Raw genomic sequence first — 13,788 nt, forward strand, 5'->3', positions numbered from 1 at the left:
AGGCTCCGTTTAGCAGATGTGACCTGAATCGCCTGCCGCTCTGTTCAAAATGTGGCGGGGGCGCGGAAATGCAGTGTGCAGCCGGGTGCATTCCGCCGCATTCTCGTCACATCGGGCGAAGCCTTGATTAATGTTCACGAATTGTTCATGTTTGACCCATGCCCGAGGATCGTCCAATCGATGCCCTGATGCCCGGTCAGGTGCTGGCCCGCGGTGTCTGCCGCCATTTGCGGCAGGCGCACGGATTTGCCTGCGTCGAAGAACTCGTGCCGACGCGCGGGTTGCGCGTGGACGTGATGGCGCTGGGCCCCAAGGGCGAGATTTGGGTGGTGGAATGCAAATCGTCGCGTGCCGACTACCGGTCGGATCGCAAATGGGACGGCTATCTCGAATGGTGCGACAGGTTCTTTTGGGCGGTGGATGCGCATTTCCCGACCGAGCTGTTGCCCGAGCAAACCGGCCTGATCATCGCCGATGCCTATGACGCGGAAATCATTCGTATGGGGCCGGAGGACAAATTGGCCGGCGCGCGTCGCAAGGTCATGACCCAGAAATTCGCCCGGCATGCCGCGCTGCGGTTGCAGGGGCTGCGTGATCCGGGCGTTCTGGAATCCTGGGGTTAGCCCAACCCTCTTCGAACAGGGCATTTGGTGACTTGGGCCGTCGAACATGCTTTGCTTGGGAGGCACATAATCGGAGCCTGACATGCCGTCCTCTTACGAAGACCTGACACGCCGTATTTCCGAACTGGAAGACGCATTGGAAGCCGAGCTTGCAGAAAAGCGGCGCAAGTTTCGATACCAACTGGAAAGAAGCCGCGTGGTTTTCGACACGGAGATGCGGGCCCGTCATCGGGCCGCGCGGGAACGTCTGTCCAGCTTCCTGTCGCGAACCCGCCCGCTGGTCGTGCTGACCGCGCCGTTCATCTATATCCTGATCGTGCCTCTGGTGTTGCTGGACCTCTTCGTCAGCCTGTACCAGGCGATCTGTTTTCCGGTCTACGGTATCGCCAAGGTGCCGCGACGCGAGCATATCGTGATCGACCGGCAGCACCTGGCCTATCTCAATGGGCTACAGAAGCTGAACTGCATCTATTGCGGCTATGCCAACGGCCTGATCGGCTGGGTGCGAGAGGTTGCCGCGCGCACCGAGACCTTCTGGTGCCCGATCAAGCATTCCCGTCCGGTGATCGGGTCACACGGCCATTATCACCGATTCGTCGATTTCGGTGACGAGACCGGGTTTCAGCAAGACCTGTCCGCTCTCCGCCGCTCGCTGAGAGAGGACGATAGGGACAAGTCCTAGCTTTTCAGGAAACCGACGATCTCGTAGGTGCGCTGCAGGATCGGCGCGGCGATGGTCCGGGCCTTTTCCGCGCCGCGGCCAAGCGTGCGGTCGATTTCGGCGGGGTCGTCCAGCAGGCGCTTCATTTCGTCGGAGATGGGCGCGAGTTTCGACACTGCGAGGTCCGCCAGCGCCGGTTTGAACTTGCCCCAGCCGGCCCCGGCGAATTCCGCGATGACCGCCTCGGCGGTCTGGTCGGTCAGACCGGCATAGATATCGACAAGGTTCTTGGCTTCCGGGCGACCGGCCAGCCCCTCTACGGTTTCGGGAAGGGGTTCCGGGTCCGTCTTGGCCTTCTTGAACTTCTTGGCGATCGTATCCGCGTCATCGAGCATGTTGATCCGCTCCATGTCGCTTTCGCCGGATTTCGACATCTTCTTGGACCCGTCGCGCAGGTTCATCACGCGGGTGCCCGGCCCTTCGATCACCGGCTCGGTCAGGGGGAAGAAATCAACGCCGTAATCGTGGTTGAACTTGGCGGCGATGTCGCGGGTCAGCTCCACATGCTGTTTCTGGTCCTCGCCCACCGGCACGTGGGTCGCGTGATACAGCAGAATGTCGGCGGCCATCAGCGACGGGTAGGCATAAAGGCCCAGCGACGCCTTCTCGGCATTCGCGCCGGCCTTGTCCTTGAACTGGGTCATGCGGTTCATCCAGCCGACACGCGCCACGCAGTTGAACAGCCAGGCCAACTCGGCATGCTGGTGCACCTGGCTCTGGTTGAACAGGATCGAGCGGGCCGGGTCGATCCCGGCAGCAAGCAACCCGGCTGCGATCTCGCGTGTGCCCTGGCGCAGGGCGTGCGGATCCTGCCAGACCGTGACGGCGTGCAGGTCCACGGCGCAATAGATGTTCTCCATCGCCTCGTCCTGCATGTCGACCCAGCGCTTGATCGCACCAAGGTAGTTGCCAAGGGTCAGCCCGCCCGAGGGCTTGATCCCGGAAAAGACGCGGGGGGTGAAGGATGCATCGGTCATGGATGTGGTCGCCATCTGGTCTGTTGGGGGCTGGAAAAGCGGGTCGCACTCGCTTACCCACGGGGGCAAGTCCCGTCAACCGAAGGACAGCCGCGCAATGGACAACCAAAGCCCCTTCAACGCCATCCCGCCGGTCCCGCTGGCCCTTGTGCTGCTGATCGCCGGGGTCGAACTGGTCTTTTCCGCGGCCGAGAGCGGCTTCGTGGGCGGGCCGTCGGGGATCGGTTGGCGCGCCGGGGCAATGCAGGACTACGCCTTCGCGCCCGCCGTCGTGGAACAGGTGTTCGGGGCGGGCGATTTCGGTGTCGACATGCTGCGCCGTTTCGTCAGCTACATCTTCATCCATTATTCCTTCACGCACACGCTCTGGGCCTGTGTGCTGTTGCTGGCGCTTGGCAAGTTCGTGGGCGAGGCCTATCGCCCCGTGCCCTTCGTGATCCTGTTCTTCGGCTCGGCCATTTTCGGGGCGCTGGTCTATGGCCTGTTCAGCCCGCGCAATGTCGGGCTGGTCGGGGCCTATCCGGGCATCTACGGCCTGATCGGGGCCTACACCTACATGATGTGGCTGACCCTGGGCAGGATGGGCGAGAACCAGTATCGCGCTTTTACCCTGATCGGCATCCTGATGGGCCTCATGCTGGTCTGGTCCATGATTTTCGGCGCCACGCCGATTTGGATCGCCGAAGCCACCGGCTTTGTCATTGGTCTTGCCCTGGCGCCGCTCGTGGCACCGGGCGGTTGGCAGCAATTCCTGTCCCGGGTGCGACAGCGCTAGCCGCGCCGCATTGCGGACTTGAATTCCGCAAGCCGGAAGGCCCCCAGCAAATGGCCAAGGCCGAAATATCCCGCGATCCCGATCCCCACGATCAGGGCCAGCGCGGCATAGCGCAGGGTTGGCACACCCAGCCACGGCCCGATCGCCAGAACCGCCACCCAAAGCAACCCGCCCATCAATAGCGCCGCCAGTATGATACGCAGCAACCGTCGCTTGAACCGCATATCCAGAAGTGCGGCGACGCCCATGCCGCGACTGCCGCGCCACAGCAGCCAGACCATGGCCCATCCGGCCAGCGTGGTCCCGAAGGCGGCGGCGATATAGCCGATGAATGGTGCCAACCCTATGGCGATGGCGGCATTCACCACCATGGACACCACCGCGTAATAAAAGGGGCGCCGCGTATCCTCGCGCGCGAAGTAGAGCGGTTGCAGGGTCTTCTGCATGACGAAGGCCGGCAGGCCCAGCCCGTAGACGGCCACCGCCAGCGCCGTGGACGCGGTGTCGTCGGGGCCGAAGGCGCCGCGCTCGAACAGAACGCTGACCAGCGGCACGGGGATGACCACCAATGCGACGGCCGCCGGTATGGTGAGGGCCAGAGAAAACTCGGCCGCCCGGTTGAAGGCATGGGCCCCGCCCTCGGTATCGTCGGCGCGCAGGCGGCGCGACAGGTCGGGCAACAGCACGACACCGACGGCGATACCAACCACGCCCAGCGGCAGTTGATAGAGCCGGTCGGCATAGGACAGCCACGCGATGGCGCCGTCGAAGAAACTGGCGACCTGCCGCCCGATCAGCAGGTTGACCTGCACAACGCCACCGGCCAGTGCCGCCGGTGCCGCGATGATGGCCAGCCGTTTCAGTTCCGGCGTCAGGCGTGGTCGCCGTGGCCTAAGGTGATAACCGGCCCGCTTGGCGGCGACCCAGACCAAGGCGAGCTGTGCCAGCCCGGCCACGGGCACGGTCCAGACCAGCGCATCGCCCACGTTCCAACCCATATGCACGGCCAGGGTCATGGCCCCGATGAAAAGCACGTTGAGCAGAACCGGCGCGGCAGCGGCGGCCACGAAACGGCCCACGGCGTTCAGGACCCCCGAAAGCAGGGCGGCCAGCGAGATGAACAGGATATAGGGAAAGGCGATCCGGCCATATAGAACGGCCAGATCGAACCGTTCGTCACCGATGAAGCCGCCCGCCATGGCCACGACCAGCCACGGCATGATCAGCAGGGCCAGCCCGGTAAAGACGATCAGAACCGTTGCCAGCCCGGCAAAGGCATCCCTGGCAAATCCCAGCGCATCATCGCCGCCCTCGACCTTTTTCGAGAACATCGGAACGAAGGCCATGTTGAACGCGCCCTCGGCGAAGAAGCGGCGAAACATGTTGGGCAGGGCGAAGGCGATCAGAAAGGCCTCGGCCACCGGGCCTGCGCCAAGAAAGGCCGCGATCAGGATGTCGCGGACGAAGCCCATGATACGGCTGAGCAGGGTCCAGACCCCCACGGTCAGAAAGCCGGTGACAAGGCGAATGGGTTTCAAGGGTCGCGGTCCTCAGCGGCTGGGCGGTTGCCACTCCATTCCCATGTAGCCATGGCCCTGCGCAAGCTCTGCCAGCATCTTTTCCATGCGCCGTTGCCGGGTCTCCTCGCGCTTGGCGCGGGCGATCCAGCCCAGCCAGTCATTGCGCTGATAGGCGGGGCGCGCATCGAAGGCATCGCGGAGGCCGCGCTGGGCGAGGGCGGCCGCGACATCGTCGGGCATCGGGTTGCGGGGCCGGGTCAGTGACATGATGTCCGCGCGGACCAAAATTCCAGAATTTTGGTGACGCGGCCACGTCCCGACAGGCGAAGCCCCGCGGTCATGACCGGGCTCGCTCCGACCCTTCGGCAATCGCCTCGCGCAGTTTCTTTTCCAGGGCCTTGCGTTTGCTTTCGGCGTGGAATTTCAGACCGAACATGTCCTTGACGTAGAAGGTATCTACCACCTGTTCGCCATAGGTCGCGATCACGGCACTGGAGATATAGACGTTCTGCGTCGCCAATGTGCGGGTCAGATCATACAACAGGCCGGGCCGGTCGCGCGTGTCGACCTCGATGATCGTGTAGATTTCCGAGCCTTCGTTGTCGAAGGTGATCGAGGTGGGCACGCGGAAGGCCTTTTCCCGTTTTTTCATCTTGTCACGGTTGGCCAGCGCCTCGCTTGGGACGACCTCGCCCTGCAAGGTGCGTTCGATCATCTTGCGCAGGCGCGGCAGGCGATCCTCGTCATAAGGGTGGCCTTCGGCATCCTGAATCCAGAAGGCGGCGGTCGCAAAACCGTCCTTGGTGGTGAAGGTTCGGGCATCCACAACGTTGGCGCCCACCAGAGACAGCGCCCCGCACATGCGGCTGAAAATGCCGGGATGGTCGGCCATCGCGAAACAGGCGCGGGTGGCGTCCCGGTCCTCGTCCGGGGTCAGGCGAATACGGATTTCGTCGGTGTCGATGTCGCGCAGAAGCTCGGCGAAATCCACATGGGCGGTCACGTGCAGCCCTTGCCAATAGGGCGGGTAATGCCGGCCCAGTTCGCGGCGTATGGCCTTTTCCGACCAGCCTTCGAGTGCTGCGCGAAGGTTCTTGCGCGCCTCCGAGCCGCGTTCCTCGCGGTTGAGCGCCTCCATGCCCTCTTCCAGCGCGGTGCGGGTTTGCCGGTAGAGCGCCCGCAACAGCGCGGCCTTCCAGTTGTTCCAGGTGCCCGGTCCGACGCCGCGAATGTCGCAGACCGTCAGCACGCAAAGCAGGTCCAGCCGGTCCTGCGTTTTCACCGCCTTGGCAAAGTCCCGCACGGTGCGCGGGTCGGCGATGTCGCGCTTCTGGGCCATGTCGGACATCAGCAGGTGATAGCGCACCAGCCATTCCACCGTGGCGCATTCTTTCTTGGTCAGGCCCAGGCGCGGGGCGACCTTGCGCGCGATCTGGGCGCCCAGAACCGAATGGTCCTCGTCCCGGCCCTTGCCGATATCGTGCAACAGCAGCGCGACATAGAGCACCTTGCGATTGATCCCGCCCCGGATGATGTCGGTCGAAACGGGCAGTTCCTCGTCCAGCTCCTCGCGCTCGATCCGGGCCAGGTGGCTGATGCATTGGATCGTGTGCTCGTCCACCGTGTAGTGGTGATACATGTTGAACTGCATCATCGCCACGATGGGTTCGAATTCGGGGATAAAGGCCGACAGGACCTGCAATTCGTTCATCCGCCGCAGCGCCCGTTCGGGATTGCCATGTTTCAGCATCAGGTCGAGGAACAACCGCGCCGCCTCGGGGTCGGCCCGCATTTCATCGTCGATCAACTCGATATTCGACTTGATCAGGCGCATGGCATCCGGGTGCAGCAGGGTGCCCGTGCGCAAGGCTTCCTCGAATATGCGCAACAAGTTCAGCTTGTCGCCCAGGAAGGCGTCCGGGTCGGCCACGGTCAAACGGTTCTGCTTGATCGCGTAGGGCGGCTTGGCCCGGCGGCGACGCTTGAGCAGCCGTTGCAGCATCGGTTCGGTCTTGAGATGCGCGGCTTCCTGTGCAGTCAGGAAGATGCGGGTCAGCTCGCCCACCTCGGTGGCCTGCCGGAAATAGTCCTGCATGAAGACCTCGACCGCGCGGCGGCCCTTGCGATCCTCGTAGCCCATGGCCGCGGCCACTTCGACCTGCATGTCGAATGTCAGCTGGTCCGTGGCGCGCCCGGCGATCAGGTGTAGATGACAGCGCACGGCCCATAGGAATTCATGCGCCGTGCGGAAGCTGTCGTATTCCTCTTGGGTAAAAACCTTGTGGCGCACCAGGTCCGAGGCATCGTGGACCCCGTGGATATACTTGCCGATCCAGTAGAGCGACTGCAGGTCGCGCAGACCGCCCTTGCCCTCTTTCACATTGGGTTCGACCATGTAGCGCTGACCGCCCTGCTTGCGGTGGCGTTCATCGCGTTCCTCCAGCTTGGCCTCTATGAATTCGGCCACGGTGTCGGCGAAAAGGTCCGATTGCAGCTTGTCCGACAAGGTGTCGGCCAGGTTCGCATCCCCGGCGAGGTAGCGGCGTTCGACCAGCGAGGTGCGGATCGTGAAATCGTCACGGGCCAGGCGGATGCAATCCTTCACCGTGCGGCTGGCGTGCCCGACCTTCATCTTGAGGTCCCAAAGGATGTAGAGCATCGACTCGATGACGTTCTCGGCCCAGGGTGTCAGCTTGTAGGGGGCGAGGAACAGCAGGTCGACATCCGATTGCGGCGCCATTTCACCGCGTCCATATCCCCCCACGGCGATCAGGCAGAGCCTTTCCTGCTCTGTCGGCGTGTGGGCCGGATGAAACACGCTGCGTGACAGCTCGAACGTGGCCGCGACCAGCTGGTCGGTCAGCCAGGCGTAGGCGCGGGTCGTGGGGCTGGCGGAAAAGGGGCTTGCGCGGAATGCCTCGGCAATGGCCGCACGACCTTCGGACTGGGCGGAGCGCAGCACCGCCACGGCGGCCTTGCGCCGTTCCATCTGGTCGCTGCCGGCCTCTTCGACGGCGGCCAGCAGTCGTGTCCGCAGGGCCGCTGGATCGACGATCTCGGCAGCCGGACGGATCAGGTCATCGGGGAGGGCGGCGGTAGGCTCAGGACCCGCCGACGCCGAAACTTCTTGGAGCTGGGTCAACGACCACCACCTGGTTATTCTGGATTCGCGCCACGGCAAGGGCGCGGTCATTCGTGCCGTCGGCATTGAGCCGGAAGATGCCCGTCGCCCCGGCGAACCCGGACCGCCGCGTCAGGCTGGACGTTGTCAGTGCCCCGGAATCGCCGGTGGCCACGAGCGAGCCGACGGCGGCGATCCCGTCATAGGCGATCGACGCCAGAGGGTGCGGCGGCGCGCCGTAGATCGCTGCATACCGCGCAGAGAACTGTTCGGCCAAAGAGGTGTCGGGTCGCGCGTAATAGCCGTTCTGAAGTCCCGGCAGGGTCAGTGCCTGGCCAGTTGCCTCCCAGTTGGTGAGGCCGACGAAGGGCGTCTGGGCAGGATCCAACCCCTGGTCGACCATCGACGTCGCCAGAAGCGCCAAGCCTCCATTGATCGTGTCGGTGACGAAAACCGCCTGCGCGCCGGAATTGCGCACGGCGCTTGTGATCTGCGGCGCCGCACTGAAGATGCCTTGCTGCGAGAAGGGATAGACCTGGATCGAGGTCACGGTCGCACCGCTGCCGCGGACCGTGCTGGCGATGGCATCACGACCGACGCTGCCCGCCAGATCGTCCTGATGCACGATGGCATAGCGCGAAATCCCCTGGCCCATCGTATAGCGGACAAGGCGCTCTGCGATGTTTTCGAAGGTTCTGCCAAGGACGAAGGTGTTGGACCCGGTCGTGTTGGTCACCACCGGATTGTTGGAAAAGGCCAGGACGTTCACATTCGACCCGGCCACTGCATTGCCGGCGGAAATCGCGCTCTGGGCGTCAAGTGGGCCGAGGATGATCTTGGCGCCCTCGTTAACCGCGCGGGATGCCACAGCAGCGGCCGTCGCCGGATCGCGGTTCGTGGTATAGACACGCAGGTCGATCTGAGCCCCGTCGAGTTCGGAAATGGCCATGCGCGCGGCGTTTTCGATATTCGAAGAGATCAGAGACATCTCGGAGTTGACGCCGCCGGGCACCAGCAGGGCCACCTGCACGGGCGCGGCGGGGTCGATCCGTTGGCCGCTGGGGCCGGTGGTGTTCATGGCCGGCATGTCGCAGGCGGCGAGCCAGACCAGTGAGAGCACTGCAAACAGCCGGGCAGCGAAGCGGCGTGGAATATCGACATGGCGCATGGTACGGGCAAACATGAACAGTCTCACTTCTTTCTCGGGCGCCGCTTTGGCGATCCGTGGTCGGTACGGGCAGGAACGCCCTCAAGATTCAAGCTTGCATCATAAGGCCCATGTCGGAAGTTTCGAGTCATGAATCACCGTGAAATTCCCCTGGACCCCGGCCTGTATCTTGTCTCCACCCCCATCGGGAACGCCCGCGACATCACTTTGCGGGCGCTGGATGTGTTGGCGAGCGCCGATCTGATTGCGGCCGAAGACACCCGCACGGCGCGAAAGCTGATGGAAATTCATGGCCTTGTCACCAAGGGACGGGCAATGCTGGCCTATCACGATCATTCCGGTGCGGCGGCCCGCGACAAGGTGGTCGGTGCCATCGCCGGCGGGCAGTCGGTTGCCTATGTGTCCGAGGCTGGCACGCCGCTTCTTGCCGATCCGGGGTTCCGGCTGGCACGCGCGGTGCGCGACGCGGGGCAGGCCGTCTGGGCGGTGCCGGGGGCCTCGGCCCTTCTGGCGGCGTTGGCGGTTGCCGGCCTGCCCACCGACCAGTTCCATTTCGCGGGATTCCTGCCCAATGCGGAAACCGCGCGTCGCGCGGCGCTGTCGGCCTTGCGCGACCAGGCCGGCACCGTTGTGCTCTATGAATCGCCAAAGCGCCTGGCGGCCCTTGTCGCCGACATCGCGACCACGATGGGGCCGGGGCGCGAGGTGGTGGTATGCCGCGAATTGACGAAGCGCTTCGAAGAACGCCTGTCGGGACCGGCAGAAGACCTAGCCCGGCGGCTGGCCGAGCACTCGGTCAAGGGCGAATGCGTCGTGCTGATCGCCCCGGGCCGCGAGGAGAAGGCCGATGACGATGCGGTGCGAGCAGCACTTGTTAACGCGATGGAAACCATGCGGGTGAAGGATGCGGCCACGGCCGTTGCCGGGGCCATGGGCCGCCCCCGGCGCGAGGTTTACCAGATGGCGCTGGCCCTGAAGGACGAACCTGAATGAAACCTGCGTCACACAAGGGCCTGACGGCCTTTCATGCCGGTCAAGCGGCCGAGCATTGCGTCGCGCGGCATTATGAACGCCGTGGTTATATCGCCGAGGCGCGCCGCTGGCGCTCTCAGGCCGGGGAGGTGGACCTGATCGCACGGGACGGGACGCAGACGGTCTTCATCGAGGTCAAGAAGGCCCGCGACCACCCGGCCGCGGCGGCCAGGATCGCCCCTGTGCAGGCGCGGCGGATCATGGCCGCTGCGCTGGATTACCTGGACGCCACCGGGCGCGGAGCGGATTCGGAGATGCGCTTCGATGTCGCGCTGGTCGATGGCACGGGCCGGGTCGAGGTCGTGGAAAACGCTTTCATGACCTGAGCGCACCGGGCTTGTGCGCCGCGGGCCGTTGCCCAATCGGGGGCGATGGGCCATGTAGGGAGAAACACCAACAAGACCCGGATGCGCCCATGCCCCTTTCCGTCGCCCTCCAGATGGACCCGATCGGCCCCATCGACATCAAAGCCGACAGCACCTTTCGCATCGGGCTGGAAGCGCAGGCGCGCGGTCACAGCCTGTTCTATTACACGCCTGATCGCCTGTCCTACCAAGAGGGCCGCATCATGGCCCGCGGCTGGGATCTGGAATTGCGCGCCGTCGAAGGAGACCATTTCACCCTGGGCGAGGAGCGCGAGGTGGACCTGTCCGAGATGGACGTGGTCTGGCTGCGCCAGGACCCGCCCTTCGACATGAGCTACATCACCAGCACGCACCTGCTGGAACGCATCCACCCCGATACGCTGGTGGTGAATGACCCGTTCTGGGTGCGCAACTACCCCGAAAAGCTGCTGGTTCTCGATTTCCCGGACCTGACGCCGCCCACGGCGATTGCCCGCGACCTTCAGACACTCAAGGACTTTCGCGCGCGTCACGGCGACATCATCCTGAAGCCGCTTTATGGCAACGGGGGCGCCGGTGTTTTCCGCCTGCCCGAAAGCGACCGCAACCTCGTCTCGTTGCACGAGCTGTTCGCGGGCATCAACCGCGAGCCGCTGATCGTGCAGAAATTCCTGCCCGCCGTGTCCAAGGGCGACAAGCGCGTGATCCTCGTGGATGGCGAAGCGGTCGGCGCCATCAACCGCGTTCCGGCCGAGGGCGAGACCCGGTCCAACATGCATGTGGGGGGCCGTCCCGAAAAGGTCGAGATGACCGACCGCGACCGCGAGATCTGCGCGCGGATCGGGCCGCTTTTGCGCGAAAAGGGTCAGATATTTGTCGGCATCGACGTCATCGGCGACTGGCTGACCGAGATCAACGTGACCTCGCCCACTGGCATTCAGGAACTGGAACGGTTCGACGGCATCAACGTCGCGGGATTGATCTGGGACGCGATCGAGGCGAAGAAATGAGTCTGCGTGCGCGGCTTCTCAATACCTGGCTGCGCCGCATCGAGCGGCCCGCGCTGGCGCGGATGCCCGCCGACCGACCTGAGAAACTGCGCAACCGCTTCGCGATGAACATGCGGTTGATCTACGGGCGGCCGCGCAAGGCGCGTCAGATCTCGGTTGCCGGAATTCCGGCGCTTGAGGTCGGGCCGCAGAACGACTCCGCGCCCATCCTCTACCTGCATGGCGGAGGCTACGTCTTTGGTGATCCGGCCTCTTACCATGGGATGTGTACCCGCATCGGAAGGGCCGCCGGGCGGCGGGTCATCATCCCCGACTACCCCCTGGCCCCCGAACAGCCCTTTCCCGCGGCTCCGGAGGCTGCCATTGCCATCTATCGAGAGCTTTCTGCCAAGGGCCCTGTGATCCTTGCCGGCGACAGCGCGGGCGGCGGGTTGGCCTTGGTGCTGTTGTCGCTGATCTGTGCAGAGGGCCTGCCGCAACCCGTCGTCACGATTGCGCTTTCGCCGCTGACCGACCTGAGCTTTTCCGGTGTGTCATTCTCGGGCAATGCACGGGTCGAGGCCGTTTTGCCGCCAGAGCGCCTGGCCAAAGCGGGTGAAGTCTATCTTGCGGGGGCCGATCCCGCCGATCCGCGCGCCACGCCTCTGAACGCGGATTTCCCTGGGGCCTCGGCAGTTCACATGTGGGTCGGTGATACCGAGATCCTGCTGGACGACGCGCGCCGGATGGCCGATCACTTGCGACGGCAGGGTGTCGATGTGCATCTGACCGAGGCACACAACCTGCCCCATGTCTGGCCCATCTTCGCGGATTGGCAATTGCCGGAGTCGACGGCCACCGTGGCCGAGATCGCGAACGTCATTCAGACCTCGCTGGACAGCGCGAGCCTGTAGCCCACGGCCTCGGCCACATGCGGGCGGCGCACATCGGCCGACCCGTCAAGGTCGGCGATGGTGCGGGCCACGCGCAGCACCCGGTGATAGCCCCGTGCCGACAGGCCGAACCGTTCCGCAATTTTCAACAACAGGTCCTTGCCCTCGGTATCGGGCGCGGCGGCCTCTTCCAGTGCGCCGCCTTCGAGGTCGGCATTGACCCGCGCGGCGTGCCCCTCGAACCGGGCCGACTGCACATCGCGCGCGGCCATGACCCGCCCCGCCACCTGGGCTGAGCTTTCCGACGGGTCCGGCAGATCCAGGTCGGCAAAGGCCACCGGCGGCACATCGACCCGCAGGTCGAACCTGTCCATCAATGGCCCGCTGATCCGGCCCAGGTAGTCCTCGCCGCACTGCGGAACCCGGGCGCAGGCGCGGGCCGGGTCGGACAGGTAGCCGCATTTGCAGGGATTGGCCGCGGCAACCAGCATGAAGCGGCAGGGATACTTGATATGGGCATTGGCGCGGGCGACCATGACCTCGCCGGTCTCGATGGGCTGACGCAGGGTCTCCAGAACGGTGCGCGGGAATTCGGGAAACTCGTCCATGAACAACACGCCGTTATGGGCGAGGCTGATCTCGCCCGGTTTCGCGCCGCGCCCGCCGCCGACGATCGCGGCCATCGAGGCCGTGTGGTGAGGTTCGCGGAACGGGCGCTGGCGGGAAATGCCGCCTTCGTCCAGCAGCCCGGCCAGCGAATGGATCATCGAGGTTTCCAGCGCCTCTGTGGCGGTCAGCGGTGGCAGGATGCCGGGCAGACGGGCGGCCAGCATGGATTTTCCGGACCCCGGCGTGCCGATCATCAGCATGTGGTGGCGCCCGGCAGCGGCGATCTCAAGCGCGCGCTTGGCGCGCTCTTGGCCCTTCACGTCCGACAGGTCGCGCCCGGTCGGGCCGCTCGTGACCTCGCCGGGTTCGGCGGGCAACAGCGTCGTCTGGCCCGTGTAGTGCCGCGCGGCTTCACCCAGCGAGGCCGCGCCGATCACCGTCGCCGCATCGACCCAGGCGGCCTCGGCCCCGCAGGCGACCGGGCAGAGCAGGGTGCGGCTTTCCTCGGCGGCCGCCATGGCCGCAGGAAGCGCTCCGATGACCGGCACAAGTGAGCCGTCCAGCGACAATTCGCCCAAGGCCACGGTTTCGGCCACCTTGTCATCGGGCAGAACATCCAGCGCGGCCAGCAGCGCCAGCGCGATGGGAAGGTCGAAATGGCTGCCTTCCTTGGGCAGGTCGGCGGGGGAGAGGTTCACGGTGATCCGCTTGGAGGGCAGGGCGATGGACATGGCCGACAGGGCCGAGCGGACCCGGTCGCGCGCCTCGGACACGGCCTTGTCGGGCAGGCCGACGATGGAAAAGGCCGGCAGGCCGGGCGACACGGCGCATTGCACCTCGACCATGCGGGCATCGACGCCTTCAAAGGCGACCGTGTAGGCGACTGAGACCATGAACCGACCCCGGACTTGAGTTGGGTCAACGTTAACCATCCCGTTGGTTAACGATCGGTGAATGGATCACCGGGAATGGTGTCCAAGCGCCGGTTCGCCAACGGACAGGTCGGAACCGGCCCA

13 protein-coding genes are annotated in these 13,788 nt (G+C 64.8%); 7 read left to right on the plus strand and 6 right to left on the minus strand.

The genetic code is table 11. The features are described 5' to 3' along the window. The first annotated feature begins 158 nt into the window (after nucleotides 1-158). Nucleotides 159-623 (plus strand): MmcB family DNA repair protein, encoded by a 465-nt coding sequence (locus tag DFK10_RS05390; protein WP_109387387.1) that lies wholly within the window; start codon nucleotides 159-161, stop codon nucleotides 621-623. Nucleotides 624-705: 82 nt separating this feature from the next. Beyond that, nucleotides 706-1,305, plus strand: coding sequence for a hypothetical protein (locus DFK10_RS05395; protein ID WP_109387389.1), 600 nt, complete (start codon nucleotides 706-708; stop codon nucleotides 1,303-1,305). Here DFK10_RS05395 and trpS read toward each other — a convergent pair. Beyond that, nucleotides 1,302-2,321: a tryptophan--tRNA ligase gene (gene trpS / locus DFK10_RS05400; RefSeq protein WP_109387643.1), complete on the minus strand. Its 1,020-nt coding sequence runs from the start codon at nucleotides 2,319-2,321 to the stop codon at nucleotides 1,302-1,304. The two genes, DFK10_RS05395 and trpS, sit on opposite strands and share 4 nt — an antisense overlap. Before the next feature lie 97 nt (nucleotides 2,322-2,418). Between trpS and DFK10_RS05405 the strand changes: the two genes are divergently transcribed. Beyond that, nucleotides 2,419-3,096, plus strand: a complete 678-nt coding sequence (locus tag DFK10_RS05405) for a rhomboid family intramembrane serine protease (RefSeq protein ID WP_109387645.1) — start codon at nucleotides 2,419-2,421, stop codon at nucleotides 3,094-3,096. On the opposite strand, the gene murJ is transcribed toward DFK10_RS05405, so the two are convergent. The 4 genes from murJ to DFK10_RS05425 form a co-directional block, all read right to left on the minus strand. Continuing rightward, nucleotides 3,093-4,634 carry a murein biosynthesis integral membrane protein MurJ gene (gene murJ / locus DFK10_RS05410; RefSeq protein ID WP_109387391.1) on the minus strand — a complete coding sequence of 514 codons (1,542 nt, stop codon included), beginning with the start codon at nucleotides 4,632-4,634 and terminating at the stop codon, nucleotides 3,093-3,095. The genes DFK10_RS05405 and murJ overlap by 4 nt on opposite strands. Before the next feature lie 12 nt (nucleotides 4,635-4,646). Further along, nucleotides 4,647-4,883: a YdeI/OmpD-associated family protein gene (locus DFK10_RS05415; RefSeq protein WP_109387393.1), complete on the minus strand. Its 237-nt coding sequence runs from the start codon at nucleotides 4,881-4,883 to the stop codon at nucleotides 4,647-4,649. 70 nt (nucleotides 4,884-4,953) lie between these two features. After that, nucleotides 4,954-7,758 carry a [protein-PII] uridylyltransferase gene (locus DFK10_RS05420; RefSeq protein ID WP_235866769.1) on the minus strand — a complete coding sequence of 935 codons (2,805 nt, stop codon included), beginning with the start codon at nucleotides 7,756-7,758 and terminating at the stop codon, nucleotides 4,954-4,956. Beyond that, on the minus strand, nucleotides 7,718-8,920 hold the full coding sequence (locus tag DFK10_RS05425) for a penicillin-binding protein activator (RefSeq protein WP_109387397.1): 1,203 nt from the start codon (nucleotides 8,918-8,920) through the stop codon (nucleotides 7,718-7,720). Before DFK10_RS05425 ends, DFK10_RS05420 begins: the two co-directional genes overlap by 41 nt. A 114-nt stretch (nucleotides 8,921-9,034) precedes the next feature. Between DFK10_RS05425 and rsmI the strand changes: the two genes are divergently transcribed. The 4 genes from rsmI (at nucleotide 9,035) to DFK10_RS05445 (ending at nucleotide 12,184) form a co-directional block, all read left to right on the plus strand. Continuing rightward, nucleotides 9,035-9,898, plus strand: a complete 864-nt coding sequence (gene rsmI, locus DFK10_RS05430; protein ID WP_109387399.1) for a 16S rRNA (cytidine(1402)-2'-O)-methyltransferase — start codon at nucleotides 9,035-9,037, stop codon at nucleotides 9,896-9,898. Continuing rightward, the gene (locus DFK10_RS05435; protein WP_109387401.1) at nucleotides 9,895-10,263 is read left to right on the plus strand and encodes a YraN family protein; all 369 of its coding nucleotides are present in this window, start codon (nucleotides 9,895-9,897) and stop codon (nucleotides 10,261-10,263) included. Before rsmI ends, DFK10_RS05435 begins: the two co-directional genes overlap by 4 nt. An 89-nt stretch (nucleotides 10,264-10,352) precedes the next feature. Then, a complete protein-coding gene (gene gshB / locus DFK10_RS05440) occupies nucleotides 10,353-11,291 on the plus strand; it encodes a glutathione synthase (protein WP_109387403.1) in 939 nt (312 codons plus the stop codon). After that, nucleotides 11,288-12,184: an alpha/beta hydrolase gene (locus tag DFK10_RS05445; RefSeq protein WP_109387405.1), complete on the plus strand. Its 897-nt coding sequence runs from the start codon at nucleotides 11,288-11,290 to the stop codon at nucleotides 12,182-12,184. The genes gshB and DFK10_RS05445 overlap by 4 nt, the downstream gene beginning before the upstream one ends. Here DFK10_RS05445 and DFK10_RS05450 read toward each other — a convergent pair. After that, nucleotides 12,154-13,665, minus strand: coding sequence for a YifB family Mg chelatase-like AAA ATPase (locus DFK10_RS05450; protein ID WP_109387407.1), 1,512 nt, complete (start codon nucleotides 13,663-13,665; stop codon nucleotides 12,154-12,156). The two genes, DFK10_RS05445 and DFK10_RS05450, sit on opposite strands and share 31 nt — an antisense overlap. Between the last annotated feature and the right edge of the window lie 123 nt (nucleotides 13,666-13,788).

The sequence above is a fragment of the Salibaculum griseiflavum genome (genome assembly GCF_003129565.1).
Lineage (GTDB): Bacteria > Pseudomonadota > Alphaproteobacteria > Rhodobacterales > Rhodobacteraceae > Salibaculum > Salibaculum griseiflavum.

Bases quoted from the DNA above. Each gene is read 5' to 3' on its own strand.
- DFK10_RS05390 (WP_109387387.1), top strand. From the start codon at position 159: ATGCCCGAGGATCGTCCAATCGATGCCCTGATGCCCGGTCAGGTGCTG.
- DFK10_RS05395 (WP_109387389.1), top strand. From the start codon at position 706: ATGCCGTCCTCTTACGAAGACCTGACACGCCGTATTTCCGAACTGGAA.
- trpS (WP_109387643.1), bottom strand. From the start codon at position 2,321: ATGACCGATGCATCCTTCACCCCCCGCGTCTTTTCCGGGATCAAGCCC.
- DFK10_RS05405 (WP_109387645.1), top strand. From the start codon at position 2,419: ATGGACAACCAAAGCCCCTTCAACGCCATCCCGCCGGTCCCGCTGGCC.
- DFK10_RS05415 (WP_109387393.1), bottom strand. From the start codon at position 4,883: ATGTCACTGACCCGGCCCCGCAACCCGATGCCCGACGATGTCGCGGCC.
- DFK10_RS05425 (WP_109387397.1), bottom strand. From the start codon at position 8,920: ATGTTTGCCCGTACCATGCGCCATGTCGATATTCCACGCCGCTTCGCT.
- rsmI (WP_109387399.1), top strand. From the start codon at position 9,035: ATGAATCACCGTGAAATTCCCCTGGACCCCGGCCTGTATCTTGTCTCC.
- DFK10_RS05435 (WP_109387401.1), top strand. From the start codon at position 9,895: ATGAAACCTGCGTCACACAAGGGCCTGACGGCCTTTCATGCCGGTCAA.
- gshB (WP_109387403.1), top strand. From the start codon at position 10,353: ATGCCCCTTTCCGTCGCCCTCCAGATGGACCCGATCGGCCCCATCGAC.
- DFK10_RS05445 (WP_109387405.1), top strand. From the start codon at position 11,288: ATGAGTCTGCGTGCGCGGCTTCTCAATACCTGGCTGCGCCGCATCGAG.
- DFK10_RS05450 (WP_109387407.1), bottom strand. From the start codon at position 13,665: ATGGTCTCAGTCGCCTACACGGTCGCCTTTGAAGGCGTCGATGCCCGC.